This window comes from Megalodesulfovibrio gigas DSM 1382 = ATCC 19364 (assembly GCF_000468495.1).
Classification (GTDB): domain Bacteria; phylum Desulfobacterota; class Desulfovibrionia; order Desulfovibrionales; family Desulfovibrionaceae; genus Megalodesulfovibrio; species Megalodesulfovibrio gigas.
The window spans coordinates 2,555,611-2,577,047 of record NC_022444.1 but is presented as its reverse complement, the minus strand read 5'-3'; the positions used below and the strand labels follow the sequence as shown (position 1 = coordinate 2,577,047).

Here is a 21,437-nt window from a genome sequence, read left to right as displayed (position 1 = left end):
TGGTCGCCATCGCCTCATGCCGCCTCTGGCTGCGATGATTTGGAAACAGGCCCCCTAGGGCAATCCAGTTCGCTGCCGCATAGGCAGCGCGGTGATCATGTTCGGCTGCCCATCATGGCGCTGGCGCCTCGCCGGACAGCGCCTCCAAGGCCACCTTGGCCTTGCACTCGGGGGAAAAGCGTCTTCTCTTGCCCATTCCTGGCCGTCCTCCTCGTCGGTGGACTCCGCCTTACAGTGCTGTCCAGTTTTTCGCATCCATTTCTCAGAGCGATGACGATTATCGCAAAAATATTGAGTGCTGTATTGACTTTGAATTACGTTGCGGCCAATGTATGGTCACCTCACTAATGACTACCGACGAGCCCTCTCCTTAAGCGATAGTCCCAGAGGTGAGTAACTGGAAAATTTTATATATGATAAATGATTGAGGAACTTTGGGATTTTGGCGCAAGGTGCGTTTATGCCTGAATAGTACTCTTCGGTAGGAGGGTAATATCTAATAAGAATTTTAGTCTTAGCGATTCATGCGAGTCGTGGTGGGGGCAGGTTTGACATGATTTGTTGGATATAGACAATCGGCATGCGTCGCGAACGTATTGGAGATAGAGATGGATAGAGAAGTAGTCAAAATTTTGCTGAAAGCTGTGCTCGCCGGGCTTCCGAATTTTGTGCCACTGCCAGGTATCGCAGCCCTACAACCCCTGGTGGACTTGGTGGACCTACATGACAACGCGGCGCTAGAAAGGAAAATTGACGAAATCCTCCAAAACGGAGAGGAATTTACGCGCATTCTTGAAGGGATGAACCATATAACCGTTGATGATAGCTTTAAGCATAGCTTGGCAGAAGCAGTGAAGGGCGCTCTTGACGGAGCGCAAGCTGGGCAGGAGGCCAACACAGTGCTCAAGCTGCTGCATCATTACCCTGATGCGGACTTCAGAGAGGTGCTTCTGGCCACCATGGCGCTTCTATCGCAGGAGTTGAAGGCGGCGATACGACAAGGCTTACGGATACAACTGGAGGAGGGACTTGCGAATGAACTGCGTGAAATTTTGGGAGAATGCACTGCCGCCAATAGAGAAATGAAAACTCCGCATGTTATAAAATGCTTTATTGGTAAGCCGAATTCTGTCCTGGGGCAATGCGTACGAAAAAGACTTACTCCCGGCCAGATGCAAGAGCTGCAGGAGGACCTTGTGAGGATTATCGAAAAACAAGGGTACTGTGGCCATTTTATCACCAGCATATATGAGCATGAGTTGGTACAATGCGCGCAGCGCGTATCCTTTTTTCGCGGTGAGGCTGTAGTGACGGAGCGAAGCTTGATGCTGGCAGTGTTTGGTCAAGAGACTGCGTATCGATCCGCCACAATTCGGCACTGGGAGAAAAATGCCGCTAACGCCATTGAGACAATACGCCAGTGCCTACTCGACCTCCCAAGGCGGAAGCCGACAGAGACCTGACAACCAAACATGACCAGCACCGCATGAGCGCGCTTATCCCAGGAGGCCCTGATGTCCATTGCTGACAGCGACCACCGAATTGAACTCCCTAAAGGGACAATCCTTGGCAACGACTACCGCATTGAAGAGTTTTTGGGCCGTGGGGGGTTCGGGCTGACATACAAGGCCGCGGACCTCGCCCGGGATGAGATGCCGGTGGCCATCAAGCAATTCGCACCCATGCTCAAGGGTGAGGATGTTCCCATGGTGGTGAGCAAGCACCTTGTGGACTCGATCCTCATTGAGGCGGTGGCCCAGCAGAAGCTGTCCGGGCATCCGAGTATTCCCCGCATGCTCCACGCGTTTCCTGAGCGGGGCACGGCGTTTTTGGTGATGGAATGGGTGCAGGGACGCCCCTTGCACGGCGTAGCGCAGGCTTTGCGGATGGTGGAGCCAAAGTATGTGAGTAAGTATTTTGGCGATGTTCTTTTAGGAATCCGCCATATTATAGAAAACAAACTAGTGCACCGTGACATTTCGCCGAACAACATCATGATCCAGTTCGAAAGGAACATTACCAAAGGGACCGCAAAACTCATAGACTTTGGCACCGTGGGCGTCATCGGCGAATCATCACCGTTCAATCAGCCCCTTGCCATAGGCACACCCCCATTCATCGCCCCTGAACGCCTGCGGGGTGAGGCGGGTGGGCCATGGAGCGACCTGTACAGCGCGGCGGTATCCATGCTTTCGGTATTCTGCCCTGAGGAGATGATTCCGCAGGGCGAGGGCGACAAGCCTGCGCTCGAACACTTCGAAATACTTGATATTATGGCTCAATCCGCGGTTCCAGAGCCCATTGCGGAGGTTATTTGCCTCGCCACAGTGACCGACCCCAAGGTCCGTTGGGAGAACATGAACAGAATATGGAGCCTACTGGCGAACCACCACCCCGAGATGGATGACACCGGATGGGGTCGCCAGTCGTCTGTGGACAACTGGGGCATGGCGAGCGGGAGAAAAATGAAGATGTACATAGATCCTCGCCGCAACAGGTTGCAGCGCGCACTTATTCAGTCGTTTGACACTGCACGGTTCCACTACGATAACGTCACGCCCCAGATACCCCTCAAAAATGGCAAGTTGCTACAAAATCCAGCACAGTCAAAGATCGCCCTGGCACGGGCTGAGGCCCTGGTGAACGTGCTTTTGGGGCGGGAGATCGTGGTCCCGGCGGGGCAGGTGGCCGAAAGCCCGGCGTTTATGTGCATTTTTTCTGAAATATATGATGCATACACCGATCTCATAAAGACTGGAAAAATTCCAGAATCGTTTGAGTGGCGGCCGTTTCGGCTGGCCATTGAGGACCCGACGTGGAAGGACTATGTCGGATTCACGAAGAACTATCGCTACACAGGAGCGCCAACGGTCATTCTCCGGGACGCTGGCGTGGACGAGAAAAGTCAGGAAAGCAAGGGCCAGCGGATCAACGCCATGGTACAGCTGTTTGTGAATGAACAGTATGCGCAGCTCGGTGCCGAGAGGCGGGATACGAAGGCGGCATATGGTATTGACTTCGGGGTGTTCGCGCGCAATGTTCGCAACTATTTCCGCAGTGACGTCTCCGTCTTCAGGCAGGAAGGGAAACATGGCGCCTTGGACCATTCGTATGCGGAGATGTACAGAAAGCGGGTGTTCGATGAGGGCGTTTCTGGTGCCGGTTTGGCTGATGCGAAAAAAGTTAGAGGCATTGTAAACGACATTGAGAAAATGCTCATGGAGGAGCGCTGCAGCCACCTGCGCGGCAACTGGTATTTCTACGCCAAGCGATTCGAGCATGTGTGGCCGCTGGTCCGGGGATATTTTGATACGCTCCTGTTTCTCTCATTAACGGATCAGTACAATGTTGATCATGTGTCACTCATCAGCCAGGAGATGGAGTACGGGGCCTTTGATCATTCCCTTGTGCTGGGCCCTCGTTTTTCTTCGAACTTCTTTGAAACGGACCCCATGTCCCAGCTCTACGGAAAGATAAACGGTCTCTTTCCGGACAAAGGATGGGGGGTGGACTGGCTAGAAGTGCTTTCCCTATATTCGAACCCGGCGTTTCGGGAAAGTGTGCTCCGCCTTAATGCAGCGTTTTATAGCAATGACATCCGGTTTTACGCTGAGTCGCTCCACCAGCATGTCGAGATTGTGAATAAGAATCTGCCCACATCCATAAATATCAACCATGAGGATGGCAGCGTCACCCTTCAGAACACGGCTAATGGCAGGCAAGATGTGGTCCACCAAACGAGTGACCCAGTTTTAACTGACGAGAAGAACGCCGCCGCCGCAACGGACAATGCTACAAGTGTAAACAGAGGGTTCGTTGCGCCCCTCATTAATAAGCTCGACGTGCGCCTCCTCACCCAGGACGACACAATGGTCTATTATGCGCTGAAACCGTATAAGATGTTTGCAAGTGTCATGTGTTAAACAATGCGAAATAGAATAAGAATAATTTCCAAGGGAGATGGGATTTCGCGTGCAATGTAAAACTATTTCAGGGAGAAGGATTTCAGACGTCTCGCATTACTAATGCAGTGAAGCTGTCCAGATTGCCGGCGCCAAAAACACGATCTAGTGTTGCGTCCTCAAAATATGTCCATATATAGAAGACGCAACACTGGGCCGCNCGGACGGTCCTCCCCGAAATACGATGATGGAAACATCGTCTTATTTCGGGGACGTGACACTAGTCGACCGGACTCGTGGTGAAGCGATAGGTCCAGGAGGCTTCCAGCATTCGCCGCACGTGCTCCAGGGCCTGGGCTTTGGGCATGCCGCGCTGGCGCAGGGTGGTGAAGACGTGGGCGTATTCATTGCGCAGGCTGGTGGCGAAAATGCCGGGATCGTCACTGGCCAGGACCAGATCCGGATACTCCGGCAAGGATGTCTGGTGTTGGTCCAGCAGGCGGAACAGGTGATGCTCGGCGTACTCCCTGTAGCAGGCGATGCGCAGGTTGCTGGTGGGCATGATCTCAATGGCCATCTGCCGTTTCCGCAGCCGGTCCAGCAGGCTGCGTTGTACCATCGTCAGCACGTCTGACGGCACATCGTCATCCGGTTTCAGCAGGTGCATTTTACAGGACTTGTCACGCAACGTCTTGTCTTGATGATAGCATTGAAACAGCTTCCATGCTTGGGGATGGTCCTTCTTTTCCCGCGCACAGCGCCGCTCTTCCTCCCTGGAGAAGGGCAAGGTGGAAGGGTGGTGCGGGCCAAACGCCACCAGCGGGTCCCGGCGTCGCAGCTTCCAGGCCTGGATGAGGTGCGGCAGCTGGACTTCGTCGTACAGCTCGTGGGCCATGTCCTCGGCCTTGGCCCTGAGCAAGGGCACATGGCCGTGGGGATCGGGATGGTGTCGTAATAATTCGTAGAGAAACAGCAGATTGTCCAGCCATTCCCCTTTGGAAATGGCGATGTCGCCACCTGCGCGCTGCCGCCAAAGCTGCGGGTCCATGCCCAGGGCAGTGCCGTGGCCGATGCGGTCCTTGTAGCCCAGCTCCAGAAACTCCACGGCCTCGTGCACGGCGCGCAGGCCCGAGGCGAGATGGACGAAATCTTCGCCCACATGGAAGGTGAACTGATGCCAGCCCCGGTGACGCAGGAACCGGTAGGCCGGGGCAAAAACTTCCGGCGGGGCGTCCAGTTCATTGGCCGCTGCATCCAGGCCGCACAGCTTCAACTTGGGCAGGCGCTCCTTGAGGGTGGTCAGCACCCAGGCCCTGTGCTCCAGCTCCCTGCGCAACTTAGAATGCCGGCAGAAGGCGACGGGCCGGGGGTCCTTTTGCTTGATGAAGTGGGCCACCAGGGCCAGATCGGTCGAGGGGCACGAGCCGGAGCGCTCTTTCTGGACGCGTTCCCACTCTCTGTTGATGCGGGTCAGCATCTTCCAGGCCTCTTTGGTGGTGTCTTTGGGAGAAAAGCGACCCTCCACATGGGCGCGACTTCCGGGCATGTGCTCCAGCAGCTGATGGAAGCGCAGGGCATAGTGCTCATTCTCCATGGGATCACGCAGCTTGCTGTCTGCGATGCGCTGGAATTGGTCGAACCCGTTTTGCGTAAGCTGTTGCACCAACAGCCGTTGATGGCAGGCCTGGATGAGCAGATAACAATGCAGCGCACTGGCAAACACGGACGAGGCCTCGGGCAGGGTGTGGATGGAGCGGACAAGAAACGCCGCCTCAAAGGGCAGCTGGTGCTCCCGATGCCGGGCGGAAATGTCGCGAGGGGCCAGGGGATGCCGGGCCGTTGGATAGTCGTCCTCCACGGTGTCGAGGCGATGCAGGTGCAGCCTGGCCTGGAGCTCGCCATGCGTCAGGCCATTGGGCTCCCCGGGCCTGCACAGGCATTGCGCCAGATGATGGCGCAGCCAGCCGGCCAGACGCAGCAGCTTGTAAAGGTCATAAGAGGACGTCAGGAAAGGCGCCGTCTGGCGCAACAGCTCCTTGATGTGACGCTTGCCCAGGGCTTTGTCCAAGGCGTGGCAAACCTTGCGAGGGAATTGCAGGGCGTGCAGCCAGACGGTGTCGGCTTCGGAACTGCCGTTGAGATGCAGATGGGATTCCGCAAGGCCGTATGATTCAAGAAGTTGTTCCAGCACGGGCGCGCCCATTCGCGGCAGGGCGGAATGTCGCACCGTTGTGAAAGCCAACTCCCAGGGGCGGGACAGTCCCCGGCGTTCGGCTTCCCGGCACAGGCTGGCCGCCACCAGCGGCAGGGGCGGGATGCTGGTGACCAGCTCTTGCCAGTCGGCGAACTGCATGCGCTTCACATGCACGCGGCCGTTGTGGTGCTCCAGGAAGGTGTCGGCCAGCTGGTCCAGGGCCTGATGCAGCAGCCCGTTGTAGCCAAGCTGTTTTTCGGTGTCTGGCGAAGTGTAGAGGCGTTCCTGCAAATGTGTGTAGCGATAATCGGGCAGAAAGCCGGTGTGCTGTCGGGCGCACAACCGGGCATAGCTGCGGAGGTCTTCCGCGTCGCACAGCCTGCCACGGAGGTACTCTCCCAGCATTTCCATGGAACAGAACAGCGCGCCGTGCAGATGACAGGTCAGGTCCAGCATGGTGGATTATTGGTTGAGGACGTATTTCCGGAAAAGCGGGAAGACTGTGGTTGTGTAAAATTTGTCACTCAGGTTGAAGCCATCCATCTCCAGGTTGGGGAAATCACGTCGGAAGTTGCGTTTGAGCTTCCGGAGGGTGGCCAGGGCGATGGCTTCGTCCGTCTGCCGGGGACCTCGCGCTGCGGCTTTCTCAGCCCAGATCGCTTTCAGGTCCTTGGCGTAGTGCCGAATGGCCACTTCCCAGGGTTGAGTGCCGTCACCGAATGTAATCGAATCCTCTACTGTTTCGTGGAAGACGCGCTTCACCGTCCACTCCATGCCCACCACTCCCAGGGAGTTGAGCAGCGGGTACAGGTTGGGGTAGGGGGAGGTGGCGTATTGATAGGGCACCTGCAGGGCCTGTCGAAAGGCTTCGGGCGTTGCCTCCACGCCGCCAAGGATATTGTGGCGCTCCATGAACTCCATCTGGTGCCGCCAGGCGCTTGGCTTGTCCTCAGGAAGTGTTGGCTTGAGGAACAGGCTCCACAGGGGGCAGCTATAGAACCAGCTGAACAAGGGGAGCGGCCCCATGTCGCTGACCCTGTGTTCCTCTACACGAAGCGGCTGGTAGAGCTTGAGCTTGCGTAGCAAATTACGAAAGGGTTTATCACTGGTGATGGCGTTATCAAGGACGAGCTTGTCTCCATCGGGGAGTACCGGGCCGTGGCGTTCCAACGCCTCCTCCAGCAACACGGCATGCAGGAAGGCTATGATCCAGCGATGCATGACTTTGCCGGCCAGGCAATCGAAACGCTCCAGTTGTTCTGACATCTCCACCAGACTGTAATGGAACCTGGTCCAGGCCCGGGCGAGCACGGTGGTGGAGGGCACACCGCCGAAATCCAGAGGAGTCTGACTCGTCCACTGTGCCCATGCCGTGCGGAAAGCCGGGGCCACGTCGCTGGCTCCTTCGCCTTGGGTTTCCAGAACCTCAGGGAACGCCGCCTCGTCATCCAGGGATGGCGTCTCGTCGTCGGATTCAGGTATCCACACCGGGAACATGCGGGCCTGACTGGCCACGGGCAGGGTTGCTTCCAGGGATGTGCCTTCCAACAGCACCCCCAGGGCGCCGAAAAGGCTGAAAAATGAAAAATGCGGATTGGATTTGCCATTGATGAGGTTGATGGAATAGGGCAGCTGGGCAATATGGGCATGCCACGATGTAATGCCCTTCGCGAGGCTGTCCATGCTGTTGAAATACAGCCCCCGGATGGTGCCCTGAGGGGCCTCGTCCACTTTGATTCTCTCCCAGTAGGACTTTAGTAAGGGAGAAACCGCCGAGCCGCCTCCATCTGCAGAGGTCTCTTCATACAATCTATCTCGCAAAACAGAAAGATTCTCATTCCCTTGCGCACGAAGCCGCAGCGAGCCTTGTTCCAGGGCAGGTCGCTCCACCTTTGTGATGGACGTTCGATAGCGGAAAGAAAGATAGCTGCGGCCGATGTGCAGGGGCGTCTCGTTGCGCAGTAGTCCAGTATGTCTTGTATAGCTTGTCCTGCGTTCGATGAGTTGGTACTGCTTGAGCAGTTCAGCAGTAAGGCACACCTTGAAGAGATAGTGAAAATAGCCGGCCGGCTGCTGGGCCATGTGCCAGGCGAACACGCCGCCCAGGCAGAGCATGGCATCGTTGCGGTAGTCGGCCGTATAGATGGGTCGCATGCTCGCGGTACTGCGGAAAATGCCATCGCCGAGGAGCTTGCTGATGAGGGTCTCCACAGAGCGGCAGGGGTCGAAGCGCTCCAGCTCCGCCACGCTGTAGCCCATTCTGTTGAGACTGGTGTGGAACACATGGGCCAGGGCCAAATAGAGATCCAGCATGCGCTTTTGATAATCACCAAGGGCCGCACTCTCGTTTTCCACCCTCTCCTGATCCTTCTCCTTTTCCTCTTTCTGATCCTTTTTCTTAGGAAACAGCTGGGCGTAAGCGTTCAACAACGCGATCACGGTCCGGACCGGGCGCTGCAACAGCATGTTCGCAAGCCTCGTTCTCTCACCCGTGGCGTTGCAATGCAGCGCCCGCCGGCAGAACGCCTCCAGGACCTCGCGCAGCGAGGCTTCCGGGTCGTCATTATCGCGCCGGACCAGCAATTCGTAGGGCGTTTGGCTGTAGTGCTCCAGCTCGCGCAGCTCGATGCGATGGGCTGGCTTGAGGATCTTCAGCAGATACTGGTCTTGCAACTCTCGGACCACGGGCCAGAGGCGGCTGTCCTCGTCCTGCTCCTCATTCCATGGCAACCTCTTTCCCAGCCGTTCCCATTGCTGTTTTTCCACCAGCAGAGAGTAGAGTTTGAGGTCGCCGGAGAGCACCACCATGAGCTGGGGCGTGGTGAGGTACTTGCGGATGATCTCCAGCACGGTCCAGCCCTTGGAGAAATCCGTATCAATGTCGTCGAACACCAGCAGGAAGGCGTCCTGGCCCAGGAATTCCAGGCTTTCCTTGACAAACAGGTGGAAGTTGCGCTCCAGGGCCTTGCCGCTGCTGGCGTTTTTAATGCCATGCTCCAGGACGTAGTGTTCGTCCATCCAGTCGCCGTTTGAGAGCGGGTCCTGCCCTACGCCATCCAGAATGGTGATGCCGCAAGCCAGATGCTGCAGGCTCTCGTTCCAGGCCTCGTACTTTTTGTCTCGCTCGTGGCAGGAGCTGTTCTTCTCCTTGACCCGTTCATCCACGCGGCGTTTGATGGAGCTGAGGATGGAGATGAACACATGCTCGCGCGTTTCCACCAGGGTGGGGTCGATAATGCCCAGGAACGCGATCTTGTCGAAGGGCTTTTCCTTCGATCTGTCCTTGCCCGTCAGGATCCGGCACGCATTCAATATGAACGTGGTCTTGCCCGAGCCGCGGGAGCCGTCCACGGTGATGACGTCATGGGGGCGCTCGGGCCACAGCCAGCTTTCCGGCATATCCAGATGCGCAGTGAAGGGCTTTATGCGCTTATGGATGTCCGTCAACAAGTCCCTGAAGCGCGTAAACGCCTCCTGCTGAATGAGGTCCTCAGGGCCAAGGGCAGACGTCGCTTCCCTGGACTTGGACAAGTCGATAATGATTTTTTTAGAGGAGGTGGTCATGTGGCATACCGGGGCTACAGGGTATTGAATGCTTTCCTGTGATATGCATCGATTCTATTTAACCTGCAAGGTCTATTGTGTTTGTCAACTGTGGTGACCCCTCCGGCCCTTTGCAGACCAGTTGAAACTTGAGAAAGTTGGCCCCAGAAGGAAACGAGGGAGCCATGAGGAACAGTCGATTCACGGACGAGCAGATGGTGGGCACCCTGCGGGAGGCAGATCGCGAGCCGGTGGCGCTGGTGGCTAAACGGTAAGGCTTCCTGCCCGGCTGGTCAGCGAACCCGGGCACCCGCAGCACTTGCGGTCGGACAACGGGCCGGAGTGTGTCTCCACGGCCCTACTGCGCTGGGCGGCAAAAGGATCCCTGAGTTCGGCGTTGATCGATCCGGGCAAGCCGTGGCAAAATGGCACAGCCGAGAGCTTCAACGGCAAGTTTCGCGACGAATGCCTGTCCATGGAGTGGTTTCGCAGCCGGGCGGAGGCCAAGGCAGTCATTGAGGGGTGGCGGCGGCACTACAACACCGTGCGCCCGCACTCCAGCCTGGGCAACATGACCCCGACGGCATACAGGGAAACGACCGCGACGGGCCAAAACCGGAGCGCCACTCTCAAGTAATCAGTGGTCCGAAGAAAGCCGGCAGGTCAAGGAGGCCTCCAAGCATGTTGCCCTGAACTTGCTGTTAATGCTTTGCCCACCCCGTGTCATCCGCCAGGGTGCGGGCCAGGGCCAGGGCCTTGGGGATGCGCAGGGCACGGGAGGCGAATTCGACATTGAGCAGGGCCTCTCCCAGAAACGCGTCGTATTTTTCGCGTGCTTTGAGAGGCACGCCGGCGGCCAGGGCGATGGGATCGACGGTTGTCTGCGCGGCGAGATGCGCCAGGGCTTCGCGCACGGCCTCGGGTGGAGCAAGGACGTCCAGGGCAATACGCAGTTCCTCCACCTTGAGTCCCTGATCCTGCAACAGCATGCGCAAGGTTTGCAGGGCAAGGGTGCCAGCCCAGGGGAAAAGAGTCACACCACTGGGTTGCACGACAACTTGCTGCGATACAAGGCCCAGATCCTGGAAGGTTGCCTGCCCTTGCAAAAACAGGTGCCGGCCTGTGGCGTCCAGATACCGTGGTGGCTCGGGCATGCCGTAGCATAGGCGTATGGTCTCCACCACGCGATCGTGGATGATGAAGCCATCGCCCAAAAATGCCGGGGCTCGGCCGGAACTGGCCCGTTTCAGGGAGATGACCTTGCGCTCCGCATCCACATCCAGCACAAGCCAGCGTCTGCCGGCAAAGATGAGAAAATCGTTCGGTCGCACCACCGAGATGACGGGTAGCATGCCCACGGTCTTGCCGTTGTGTTCCAGGCGGTACTCCTCTGGTGTGGAAAAGGCGGCGTAAAATGTGTAATGGTTGATGAGTTTTTCGCCAAACGCACCGGGCAGGAGCGCGCCGTCGCCAGCCTGGGCGAGAATCTCCTGCTCGCCCAGGGCCCGCAAGAGGGAGACGAACTGCCCTTGCGTGAGCTGGTGGAACGGCCCTTCGGCGCACAGGAGCTTCCAGGCAGCCATGGCCGTCAGGCCGCCGTGCTGGGCGATGGCCGAGAGCAGCTGCTGAACCAGGGTGGAAAGATGCAGACGCTCCAGGTCTGGCGGCTCGTACCAGTGTTGCAGCAGCAGTTCGAGCATGGCGCAGGCTTGCACCAGCCCACCACGCAGGCGGTCCCGCAAGGTCGAGGTGGAGGTGATCGCCTCTTCCCGACAGAAGGCCCGCAGGATGGAAGGCTCGCCCTGCCGGCGTCCCGAGCGGCCCAGACGCTGGCGCAGGGCGGCCACCGAAGGGGGACATTCCATCTGGACGATACCGGTCACGCTGCCCACATCAATGCCCAGCTCCAGGGTGTTGGTGCAGACGGCCGTGGCCGGCCGTTGCTTGTCCCGCAGGCGGGCTTCGGCATCCTCACGAAATTCTTTGGAAAGACTGCCGTGATGTGGAAAGAACTCATTGGGAACGCGAGCGGCGAGGCTTTCCATGCGCAGGGCGTCGGCCAGGGCTTCCACATCACGCTTGGCATTGGCGAAGACCATGTTGTGCGTGCCGCGCAACGTGGCGTAGAGGTGCCGGGCGATGTTGGTCACGGCTTCGTTCTCCGCTTCATCCCTGGCCTTGGCCTTTTCCTCGCGGGAAAGATTGTCGAGCCTGGGTGCACGAACCTCCACCCCTTTGAGCTGCAGGAGCAGGGTGCGCTCGCCCCCTGCAGCTTCCAGAAGCCGACAGGGCAGGGCGCCGTCCGGGCGCAGGAACGTGGCGGCCAGTTGCATATCACCCAGGGTGGCGGAGAGTGCCACCCGCGGGATGGTCCGGCCGGCAACGCGCTCCACCCGGTGCAGCAGGGACTGCAGCTGCTTGCCGCGCACGGAGCCGATAAAAGCGTGTAGTTCGTCCACCACAACAAAGGCCAGCGCGCCGAACAGCCGGCGCAGCCCCGTGCCGTGCCGGACAAACAAGGCTTCCAGGGATTCCGGAGTGATGTAGAGAATGCCTTCCGGGTGCTTGAGCAGGGCCGATTTGCGTGCGCCGGGGACGTCGCCGTGCCAGCGATGGCAGCGCATCCCCACCACCTCGGCCAGCTCCTCCAGCCGGCGATGCTGGTCGTTGATCAGGGCCTTGAGGGGGCTCAAGGCCAGCACCTGGATCCCAGGGCCGCCGCCTGGGTTGCCGTCGTGATCGCCTCGACCGGCCACGGCGCTGAGCACCGGCAGGAAGGCGGCCTCGGTCTTGCCGCCAGCCGTGGCGGCTGCGATAAGCACATCGGCATCGGCCGGCAGGATGGCGGCCACAGCCTCCTCCTGCACGGGGCGCAGGCCCGGCCAGCCTTGCCGCCAGATCCAGCGTTGCAGCCGCCGGTCCAGTTGTTCAAAGGCGGAGGGCATGCTCACAGCTTGAAGGCGGCGAGGGAGTCCTCGCCGGCCTGATCGCCCTCGTCATCACCAGAGGTAATTGTGGGCTCATGATCCTGTTCAATAAAGATCTTGCCCAGCAGTTGCCGCCAGTCGCTGCCCGGATTCTGTTCCAGCACGGCCAACAGGTTCAGGAAGGCCCGGATGGTCTGGCGCGGGGTGCGGAAGTAGGCATCCCCGATGGTCTGGCCGCAGTGGACCAGAAAGGCCTGGATGCCTTCGTCTGGCAGGAGCTGTTCGCTTTCTTTGCCCAGGGTCTGCACGTGGCGGAGCTTGTGCAGCAGCACGTAGATGTCTTCGGGCTGGAGATTGGCCAGCCGCAGGACCGGGCTGGTCCAGTCCACCATGCCTTCCTGCAGGAAGGTGTTTTCGGCCAGGCGGGATTGCAGGGCCTCGTAGCTGTACAGGCCGCGGCGGGGATCCATGAGGAAGTCCGGCGTGCCGCCCATGAGGAACCCCAGGCCGACGCTTTCGCCCTGAAGACTGTCATTGAGGATGCGCAGGATTTGCTCGTAGTTGGAGCGGCGGGCCTGGGTGTTGGCCAGCTTGAACAGGTTCACCAGTTCGTCCAGGCAGAGCACCAGGCCCTTGTACCCGGCCAGGCGAACGAAGCGGGCCATGAGTTTCAGGTGATCATAGACCGAGGCGTCTTCCACAATGGCACGCACGCCCAGGGCGGCCCGGGCGTCGGTGCGAGTGGTGAACTCGCCGCGCAGCCAGCGGATGGCGTCGGACTTGAGAGTCTCGTCGCTGGTATCGAAGGCACGCCAGTAGGCGGCCAGCACCTGGGCGAAATCATACCCGCCGACCATTTCCTGCAAGGCAGCCAGGCGCTCCCGGATGATGGCCTCGGGAGAGACGCTGCCTGAGGCGGCCTCCTGCATGGCCGAGGTGACAAAACGTTCCACCACGCTGGGCAAGGCCCCGCCCTGCGGTTTGGTGCGCGTGGCCATGGAACGCAGGAGTTCGGCATACAGGTTGCGGGCCTGGCCGCCGGAGGCATGGAGCCGCCGGTCGGGAGCCAGGTCAGCATGGCAGGTCACCAGGCCGCGTTCCAGGGCAATGGCCCGGATCAGGTGCAAAAAGAAGGTTTTTCCAGAGCCGTACTCGCCGATGATGAAGCGAATGCCCGAGCCGCCGTCGGCGATGCGTTCCAGATCAGCCACCAGGGCCTTGATTTCGTCCACGCGCCCGACCTGGATATGCTGCAGCCCGACGCGAGGTGCGACGCCGGCACGCAGGGACTGCAGAATGGCATCGCGGTCTTTGGGCTTGATGGCCGGTTTCGAGGGGGCAGAGGGCTTAGTCGACATGGAGATATTCCTCCAGCAGCGCGGTTTCGATGAGAATGAGGTCGTCATCGGCATCAATCAGGGCGGCATCGAATTCGGCGAATGCCGCCTCGTTGATGGTCTCGATGGCGCCCTCGGCCATGAGCCCCAGCTCCCGAACCAGGGCGTTATACGCGTCGCGCGGCCAGCTTACGTTTTCGAGAAGCCGTCGCAAAAGCCAGGTATGGGCCTGATCCAGACCGGGAAGCAGGACCAGGGTCTCGTTGCTGTCGGACGCAGGAGGGACGGGGCCGCTGGGGGCGTCCTCTTCGTTTGAGAAAATGCCGTCCAGAAAGCGGGCTACTTCTTCGGTCTGGCGGAGCTTCTCGGCGATGCGGGCGGCATCCAGCCCGATTCCTGCGCAGGCTGGCGCGGCGGTGTCCCGAAGCGGCGGCCGGGAGGAGGAGTTGTCCTGATTCTGCATCCTCCCGGATTGGACCAGCGCGGCCTGGCCATGGACCATGGCGTAGACCTGGGACTCCTCCAGCCCAAGCGTCTTGAAAATGCGTTGCAGGACCTTGATTTCTCCGGGTTCAACGCCGCCACCGGCGCAGGCGATCGCAGCGCAGCACTCGGCGATGGCCTGGCGCATCTCGGCGGAGGCCTCTTGCAACCGTTTTTTCATGCCATTCATGGATTGCGGATTGGCCAGGAGGTACCGCAGGTGGGCTCGCAGTCGAACCCGTTCGGCATCGCACAGGGCAAAGGCGGTTTCGAGTTGCTGTTCGAGATGCCGCTCTTCGTCCGGGGTCACCACACCGTCGGCATGCACCACTTGCGAGGCCAGATGCAGCACAAGCGTGGCACTGGTATACTCGCTGGATGCTTCGGGCGGGGAATCCGCCGGCATCGGGAACAGGACCACCCGGTCTGCCTGAGCCAGGGAAATTCCGGAAAACCGCAGGTCCGGTTCCAGGCCCACCTTGATTTTCTCCAGCACCGCCGAAACGAGCAAGGCGTCTTTTTTGGATACGTCGGCAGGTGCGTGCGGGAAGAAAAAAGCCAACAAGCGAGACGTTTCGACCAGGGGCAGCTGGGAGAGGCGACCGTGTGTCTTGATCCAGGCAACCAGGGATAGGATCGTTTCCGAGGGGCGTCCACGCACGAGTTCAGCGGGCAGTACCGCCGCTGCCGCCAGGCTGCCAGCTTCCTGAGGAGACTTGCCAAGGAACCGGCTGTAAGCCTCCAGCTCTTCTGTCACCGACTCGGCCAACGTGCGAAGATCTCTTTGAGGTTTGCGCAGGGTGCATACATCGGGAATCTCTGTTTGGATTCTGCGCTCCAGGTGCATGCCGGCGCTGGCAGGACGGTAGGTGTGTGTAAGGGATTGTTTGGCTTCCTTGAGCGTCATGCCGTCGCCGAACTGTTGCCGATACCGATGCCCGAACAACAGCTTGAATTCCGTGGCGCAGCGCACAGCCGGCATCCGCAGACGGACCTCCGGATCAAGCGTCACCCAGGCATACGCCCAGTTGGCCGGCACAGGAGCCCCTCGTTTGGCCAGAATGCCAAGTCCCCTGCGCAAGTCCATGGGAAGTTCGTCGCCGACGCGCTCGGAAGGGAGCTGAATCTTACGCCCCCTGAAGACTTCGGGCAAGCATCGCAGGTGGTCCAGAAAGGCGGAGGCATACCGTTTGAAGGTGTTGTGCTCGCCATACACATCGAGCAGTGTTTCCACTTCTTGGGCGATGGCGGGCAATTCGTCCCGTGCGGCGTCCTCGGTTTGCGCATCGTACAAGGCGCGACGTTCCAGGCCATAGAAAAAGAGGAACACGTAGCTAATGTTGACCCCTGGGTTGCGTCTGCCGGAAGCCAGCCATTGCAGATAGGCACAGCGAGCGTTTGGAGAAATATCGCAGTACGAGGGCCAATAATTCAGCGTGGCCCCTGAAATGTCAGGGTTGGTGGACACGTGGGCCAGCGGGTCGATGAGGGCGGGTTCCGGGTTCCGACTGTCCACGGCGTGCAGCTCTCTTCCCACGTACACCATGCCTGGAATCCGGATACCGGCGATTACAATGCTCTCGGCGGCGGGAATCCAGCGCGCCTCAAGAGAAGATGTTTGCTGCATCACGGTTGCAGTACGTGCCGGAATGATGGTGGTGCGGACTTTGACGTGCTCTTGGGCCTGCCCTTTTTCGTGAAAAGCCTGCATGCGGGCGACGTATTGGGGCGCCCCAGGAGAGGCTTTGGAGGTGTCTGTCGCAGCTGGAGCAGGGACCACAACTGGCGCAGAGGCGGATTGCGGCCGGGGGGATTGGGGTTGTTGAACAGGGGAAACATCCGACTGCGGAGGTCGATATGGGGGTTCCTCGTCGTTATCTTCAGGGAACCGGAAGGATGTGGTTTCTGTCAGAGCTGTGTAATCGGAGACACCGCGAACACGTTGCAGGAGTGCCCGCACGTTGATCGGACAGGCAGCGAGTAAACAGGCGTCGAGGAGTCCGCGGTCTTCCCAGGGCCAGCCCATGAATCCACTTCCTTGCGATATGCGTTTGCTTCAGTTCTTGCCTCTTTGCGTCGAGGAATGCAAGCAGACATCACGAGGCGCATGTCCGTGGGTGGAAGGAGGGAATGACCTCTCCAGCCCTTTCCAGGTCGTTAGAACTTGAGAAAGTGAGTCGTGAGAAACGGTCAATTCACGGACGAGCAGATGGTAGGCATCCTGCGGGAGGCGGATCGCGAGCCGGTGGCGCTGGTGGCCAAGAAGCACGGCGTCAGCGAGCAGGCGCTCTATACTTGGCGCAAGCGTTCTGGGCCATGAGCGCCGATGAAGTCAAACCATTACGCCAGTCGGAGCAGGGAAACGCCCGGTTGAAGAAGGCATTAGCCAAACGCGATCTCGAAATTGATGTCATGAAGGCGATCGCCGCAAAAAATAAAAATGGCGAGCCCCTCGCCACTCTCAAAGGGTGCCAGCAAGCCAGCCTCGCATACGTCCGCGCGTTGCCAGTGATCACGTATTTCGCTAGGGCTATAGGCCAGCGCTGCCGCATAGTGATGCGCCATGATACACTGGAGCTGCGTGATGGGATTGGCCGAGCACAATACAGAACTGACTATCGTCGAGCCAAAAGGGTTGTGGCGGAAATCGTTCCAGATTAACGGAAAGGATGTAGCCAAGGCCATGACCCCGCTGTTGGTGGGCAACTGGGCTGGCGGATTTGTCGAACTGGTGAAGACGTTTCTCAGCGCCACGCCGACGATGTCCCTTGGCGAGCAAGCTGGCAGTCATCTCCTGGCGCTACTGCCTATGACCTTCAACCAGGCCGTGCATGAGCACGAAGACCGCCTGGACGGCACGCGTGTATCCGGCGCGACCCATGAGGCCCTGGAGCGCCTCCGTACAGCGGTTTTCGCCGGTCATGTCCTCAGCGGGCAGACCTTCGCCCACGACACGGTCTGGACGCCGTTGCATACAGCTCTGGCCGATGCTCTAGCCGATGTACTTCGAGGATTCGCCCATGACGTGGAGTGGGGTGAAGAGGTTGCCGGGCTGGTTCGCGCGAACGCCGGCTTGTATTTCGTCCAGGCTTCCTTGCAGCTACAAGCCCATTTGCCTGCCTATGGTGCCTTCAGGAAGGTACTGGCCGAGCGCTTTCCCATGGACGAGCGGGTCAAGACCATGGAGCAGGATGCCGAGTACCGCGGCCGACTGGCCTGCGCCATGGATGAGCAAATCTTTGGAGGACTGGCCACATATAGGCAATTGTATATTGAGCTTAAGGCTGACTTGGCAACACGCCTTGAACAGCTTTACGATGTCGCCCCGGTCGCCCTGGACGACTGCATGGAGGACTGGGTTCGCAAGGCCGATGGCTCTTGCCTCGTTCGGCTGATTGTCGGCGAGCCCGGCAGTGGCAAGTCCTGTTTCATGCGTCGCTTCGCAGCTTGGGCCGTGGTTCATGCCAGGGAGCTGCATGGATATCAGGTCCGACTGGTCCGGGTCCGGGACCTCAAGTGGTCAACAGTTCCGAACAAGGAGGAGTTAGCCAAAGAACTGAAGCAGCATTTGAGACTTAAGCATGGTGCGTCCTTCTTTACCGCCGATGATTTGACGATCCCGCCCACGCTCCTGCTCATCGACGGCCTAGACGAACTGGAAATGCTCCAAAGCCAGGGCGTCGAGGCCGCCCTGAAATTTGTGCGCCGGGTCGCCAAGCTCGCCCATAACTTGTACCAAAAGGGTTTACCGCCTCGGCTGTTAGTCTGCATCACCTCGCGCACGCTTTTGTACCAGGCCCTGAAAGATAAAAGAGGAGAACTCGGAACGGTGTTGAATACGATTCAGCTCCTTCGCATCCAACCCATGGGTGAGAGCGAGCTGCATGCCTGGTGGGATAGAATGTTAGCTTTGCAGCCGGAGATGGACCGAAGTGTGGTGCAGACCATTGAGAGCAAGGAGAGCTTCCGCGAGATAAGCAATTATCCGCTCCTCAACTACCTTCTGGCCATGGTTTTGCGCGAAAAGGGGGCCAACCTGGAGGCCATCGGAAGCAGGGCTCAGCTTTACGAGCGGTTGATCGGGTCAATCTACAGAGCCGAGCATAACGATAAAGAAAGCTTGCCATTGAACATGCTGTTCCGACACGAGGACGCCTACTTCGAGTTCCTGGAGCGTCTGGCCTGGCGGGCCTGGGTGGGCGGCCAGGAGACAAAGGCCGACTGGCGGTCCTTTTTGAATGATCTCGCCGGCCTTGACCTCGACAAGGATCGCCGTCTCGAGACGCTGTTCTCCGACGAATGCGCCGAAAACATCCGCGACTGGCACGCCTACGAATGCTTAATTGATCCGACTAGCTCGGCCTGCGTAAAGCCTAATCGCCTGATCGCCAAACTCCCACTGGCCATGTTCTATCTTCATGAATCCGGGGAGCCTGGGGCCCGGCTAGTGGAGTTCACCCACAAGACCTTTGCCGAATATCTGGTAGCCCGACGGCTATTGCGTCAGGCTAGGGAGTGGGGGGAGGAGCCATCAAAAAATGATGCGACCTTACTGCTCCGCTCTTGGTTTCTTCTTACCGGCCCTGCCCGTCTCAACAACGCAATGCTCGGTTTTCTGTTCGAGATTGCTGAGGCTCGTCCTAGGAGCGGGGACCACCCCTTCGCCTCGTGTACCGTCTGGATAAAGCGACAGCAGGCTGTTGAGTGTCTCTTGGCGGCCTCGCAGTCCGAGGGACTGCGGGTGCTCGAGAATGGGGAGCAGGCAACCATTCCCCTGAGCAGCCAGACCTTGCTCGCGCAGATTGCCAACGCTGAGGAGGCCCTGCTGGCACTGGCTCAAACGTGCCTGCGCGGGGCCGGAAGTGCGTACCACTTTCTGCGTGTACCGTGGAATGATAAATCCCATTTGCGGATATTGTTGCAGCGGCTCCTCATACCCGGGCGCGAGGGTGTGGCGCGCTACTGCATGCGAAGGGTATGTTGGAGCGGTTCATTTCTCTATGGCACCGATCTCGGTGGAGCCGATCTCGGTGGAGCCGATCTCAGTGAAGCCAATCTCGGCGGCGCTGACCTCGAAGGTGCCAACCTCATAGGAACCGACCTCCGTCGAGCCAACCTAGTAGGAGCTAAACTCGTAGGAGCTCAATTCGGTAGGGCCGCCCTTGAGAGTGGAGCCGACCTCGGTGGAACTACCCTAGTAGCCGCCAACCTAGTGGGTGCGATTTTGGCAGAAGCCAACCTAGCACGCGCCAGCCTAATAGGAGCCCGCCTAGTAGGAGCCTATCTAGTAGAAGCCAACCTCAGTGGCGCCAACCTCCAAGTTGCCAAACTTTGTGGTGCCGACCTCCGAAGAGCCGACCTCCAAGGAGCCGACCTCCGAGGAGCCGACCTCCGAGGAGCCGACCTAAGTGAGGCCAAACTCGAAGGGGGCAAGCTCGGAGGAGCCTCCCTCCGAGGAGCCGATCTAAGTGGAGCTGAACTCAGTGGAGTCTGCCTTTATGGAGTCGACCTCCGCGGAGCCTCCCTCCGAGGAGCCGACCTCCGCGGCGTTGACTCCACGCGTGTCCACTCCTCTCGAGCCGAACACAGTGGAGTCGACCTCCGCGGAGCTGCCTGCATTGGAGCCGACCTCGATGGGGTCGACCTCCATGGGGCCGACCTTAGTGGAGCCACTCTCTCCGGAGCGAACCTAGTCAGTGCCCAGAACCTAGTTCCGAGCCAGATCAAGGCCGCCCGATGGGACAAGGAAAATCCCCCTGTGCTCCCCCTGTATCTCAAGATTTGAATCGATAGTCACCCGGCGAAGTCGTGTGGCATTCACGTGGAGACCGCTTTTTCATGGTTCAACCAGTCCGGAAGGAGCTAGAGTATGTTATCTTTGAGAAGAGTTCCCCCAGACCCCCACCCCAAAGACTTTTGTTATAATTACAAATACTATCAAATTTTTGGAAGGGGAGAGCGCGAGAGGGGAGAACCTTTTGCAAAAAGGTTTCCCCTCTCGCAAAGTTCTTTTTCAAAATTAAAATGCTCTAGGCAGGTCAGGGCTATAATCGAAGAAAAAGGGCTTCCAGGGTGATCTATACCCCCAAAATGCCCTCAACGTGCATGCGCGGTCAGTCATCATCCTAGCTGCTGTGAGGCGCAAAAAGTGAAGGCTCTCAGTGCCTTTAAGACAGTGAGAGCCTTCTTGAAAATCTTGGATGGCGGAGAGGGTGGGATTCGAACCAACTCAGTAATATTCTGAAACAATACACAATTAACTTCATCAAACCATTTTTATGCCCCCAATTATGCCCCTAGCGTGCAGGCCATGAATTTGGCTTCCTCATTGGGATCACCATCGATATCCAATCATAGTATCCAAGATTATGCAACATGCTGGCCGGTCAACAACACTGAGTCAAGTGGTTCCGCATTGCTGCCAATATGTTGCATCTGGCTGCAAACATTGATTATGATCGTGTTGCAGCGCTGCAAGATAGGCTCTATTCCTGCCCACCGGGCGCGTCCGGGAACTCGGGGAACAGGCCGGGCATCCAGCGCGGGGCCAGGCGGGCGGGGAAGGCAAGTCGGAGGGGGGCCCGGGAGCTTTCGGACGTGACCACGCCCTGATCCTGCAGGGCCGCCACCACCCGCCTGGGCCCGCGCCTCCAGCTGCAGATTGCGTTGCCGGGCGTCGGCGCTGAAGTCCTGGCGCAGGGCGCGCTCGATGTCCACGGGGTGGGTGTCGTGCCCCTCGATCAGGTTGCTGTAATAGCAGTTCATGGACCGCACGAGCCCGGCCAGGGAGGTCGCCAGATGGCCTGGCAGACTCCGGCGCAGGCCAGCGGACTGCTGGGCTAGCACCAGAATCTTGTCCAGCAACTCGCCACGCCGCGCCGCGCCCGAGGGCACGAGCATAGGTTCCATCAAGGCGATGCTCTCGCCGCGATCTGGCGGGGGCATGTCCGCTTGCATGACAGGGAAAGATGCGTCCATAACTGCTTTATACAGCGTAACTATCTGCGTGTAAACCAGAGAGGATGTCTGACGAAATGTCCGCTTGGATGGC

General features: G+C 59.0%; 10 protein-coding genes and 1 pseudogene. 6 read left to right on the top strand and 5 right to left on the bottom strand.

Annotated features, from left to right (window positions below; translation table 11 throughout):
• The first annotated feature begins 608 nt into the window (after positions 1 to 608).
• Together DGI_RS11320 and DGI_RS11315 are read left to right on the top strand one after the other, a co-directional pair.
• On the top strand, positions 609 to 1,463 hold the full coding sequence (locus tag DGI_RS11320; RefSeq protein ID WP_027193430.1) for a hypothetical protein: 855 nt from the start codon (positions 609 to 611) through the stop codon (positions 1,461 to 1,463).
• Between the two features lie 51 nt (positions 1,464 to 1,514).
• Positions 1,515 to 3,923, top strand: coding sequence for a serine/threonine protein kinase (locus tag DGI_RS11315; protein ID WP_027193431.1), 2,409 nt, complete (start codon positions 1,515 to 1,517; stop codon positions 3,921 to 3,923).
• Between the two features lie 259 nt (positions 3,924 to 4,182).
• Here the strand turns inward: DGI_RS11315 and DGI_RS11310 are convergent, their stop codons facing one another.
• A complete protein-coding gene (locus tag DGI_RS11310) occupies positions 4,183 to 6,552 on the bottom strand; it encodes an amidohydrolase family protein (RefSeq protein ID WP_027193432.1) in 2,370 nt (789 codons plus the stop codon).
• A 6-nt stretch (positions 6,553 to 6,558) separates the two neighbouring features.
• On the bottom strand, positions 6,559 to 9,660 hold the full coding sequence (locus DGI_RS11305; protein WP_021761192.1) for a hypothetical protein: 3,102 nt from the start codon (positions 9,658 to 9,660) through the stop codon (positions 6,559 to 6,561).
• A gap of 250 nt (positions 9,661 to 9,910) precedes the next feature.
• Between DGI_RS11305 and DGI_RS11300 the strand changes: the two are divergent.
• Positions 9,911 to 10,276: pseudogene (locus tag DGI_RS11300) on the top strand (integrase core domain-containing protein); the annotation flags it as partial.
• 64 nt (positions 10,277 to 10,340) lie between these two features.
• Here the strand turns inward: DGI_RS11300 and DGI_RS11295 are convergent.
• The 3 genes from DGI_RS11295 to DGI_RS11285 are packed head-to-tail and all read right to left on the bottom strand — an operon-like array spanning position 10,341 to position 16,097.
• The gene (locus tag DGI_RS11295) at positions 10,341 to 12,584 is read right to left on the bottom strand and encodes a DEAD/DEAH box helicase (protein ID WP_051286708.1); all 2,244 of its coding nucleotides are present in this window, start codon (positions 12,582 to 12,584) and stop codon (positions 10,341 to 10,343) included.
• A 2-nt stretch (positions 12,585 to 12,586) separates the two neighbouring features.
• Positions 12,587 to 13,924: an ATP-binding protein gene (locus DGI_RS11290; RefSeq protein ID WP_021761189.1), complete on the bottom strand. Its 1,338-nt coding sequence runs from the start codon at positions 13,922 to 13,924 to the stop codon at positions 12,587 to 12,589.
• Positions 13,914 to 16,097 carry a tellurite resistance TerB family protein gene (locus DGI_RS11285; RefSeq protein ID WP_158407327.1) on the bottom strand — a complete coding sequence of 728 codons (2,184 nt, stop codon included), beginning with the start codon at positions 16,095 to 16,097 and terminating at the stop codon, positions 13,914 to 13,916. The genes DGI_RS11290 and DGI_RS11285 overlap by 11 nt, the downstream gene beginning before the upstream one ends.
• A gap of 468 nt (positions 16,098 to 16,565) precedes the next feature.
• Between DGI_RS11285 and DGI_RS19585 the strand changes: the two genes are divergently transcribed.
• The 3 genes from DGI_RS19585 to DGI_RS19270 are packed head-to-tail and all read left to right on the top strand — an operon-like array spanning position 16,566 to position 20,171.
• Positions 16,566 to 16,706 carry a transposase gene (locus DGI_RS19585; RefSeq protein WP_407656283.1) on the top strand — a complete coding sequence of 47 codons (141 nt, stop codon included), beginning with the start codon at positions 16,566 to 16,568 and terminating at the stop codon, positions 16,704 to 16,706.
• Positions 16,703 to 17,047, top strand: coding sequence for a hypothetical protein (locus DGI_RS19580; protein ID WP_407656282.1), 345 nt, complete (start codon positions 16,703 to 16,705; stop codon positions 17,045 to 17,047). Before DGI_RS19585 ends, DGI_RS19580 begins: the two co-directional genes overlap by 4 nt.
• Positions 16,971 to 20,171 (top strand): pentapeptide repeat-containing protein, encoded by a 3,201-nt coding sequence (locus DGI_RS19270; protein WP_158407326.1) that lies wholly within the window; start codon positions 16,971 to 16,973, stop codon positions 20,169 to 20,171. Before DGI_RS19580 ends, DGI_RS19270 begins: the two co-directional genes overlap by 77 nt.
• The last annotated feature ends 1,266 nt before the right edge of the window (positions 20,172 to 21,437 follow it).

Bases quoted from the DNA above. Each gene is read 5' to 3' on its own strand.
- DGI_RS11305 (WP_021761192.1), bottom strand. From the start codon at position 9,660: ATGACCACCTCCTCTAAAAAAATCATTATCGACTTGTCCAAGTCCAGG.
- DGI_RS11285 (WP_158407327.1), bottom strand. From the start codon at position 16,097: ATGCAGGCTTTTCACGAAAAAGGGCAGGCCCAAGAGCACGTCAAAGTC.
- DGI_RS11315 (WP_027193431.1), top strand. From the start codon at position 1,515: ATGTCCATTGCTGACAGCGACCACCGAATTGAACTCCCTAAAGGGACA.
- DGI_RS11320 (WP_027193430.1), top strand. From the start codon at position 609: ATGGATAGAGAAGTAGTCAAAATTTTGCTGAAAGCTGTGCTCGCCGGG.
- DGI_RS11295 (WP_051286708.1), bottom strand. From the start codon at position 12,584: ATGCCCTCCGCCTTTGAACAACTGGACCGGCGGCTGCAACGCTGGATC.
- DGI_RS19580 (WP_407656282.1), top strand. From the start codon at position 16,703: ATGAGCGCCGATGAAGTCAAACCATTACGCCAGTCGGAGCAGGGAAAC.
- DGI_RS11290 (WP_021761189.1), bottom strand. From the start codon at position 13,924: ATGTCGACTAAGCCCTCTGCCCCCTCGAAACCGGCCATCAAGCCCAAA.
- DGI_RS11310 (WP_027193432.1), bottom strand. From the start codon at position 6,552: ATGCTGGACCTGACCTGTCATCTGCACGGCGCGCTGTTCTGTTCCATG.
- DGI_RS19270 (WP_158407326.1), top strand. From the start codon at position 16,971: ATGGGATTGGCCGAGCACAATACAGAACTGACTATCGTCGAGCCAAAA.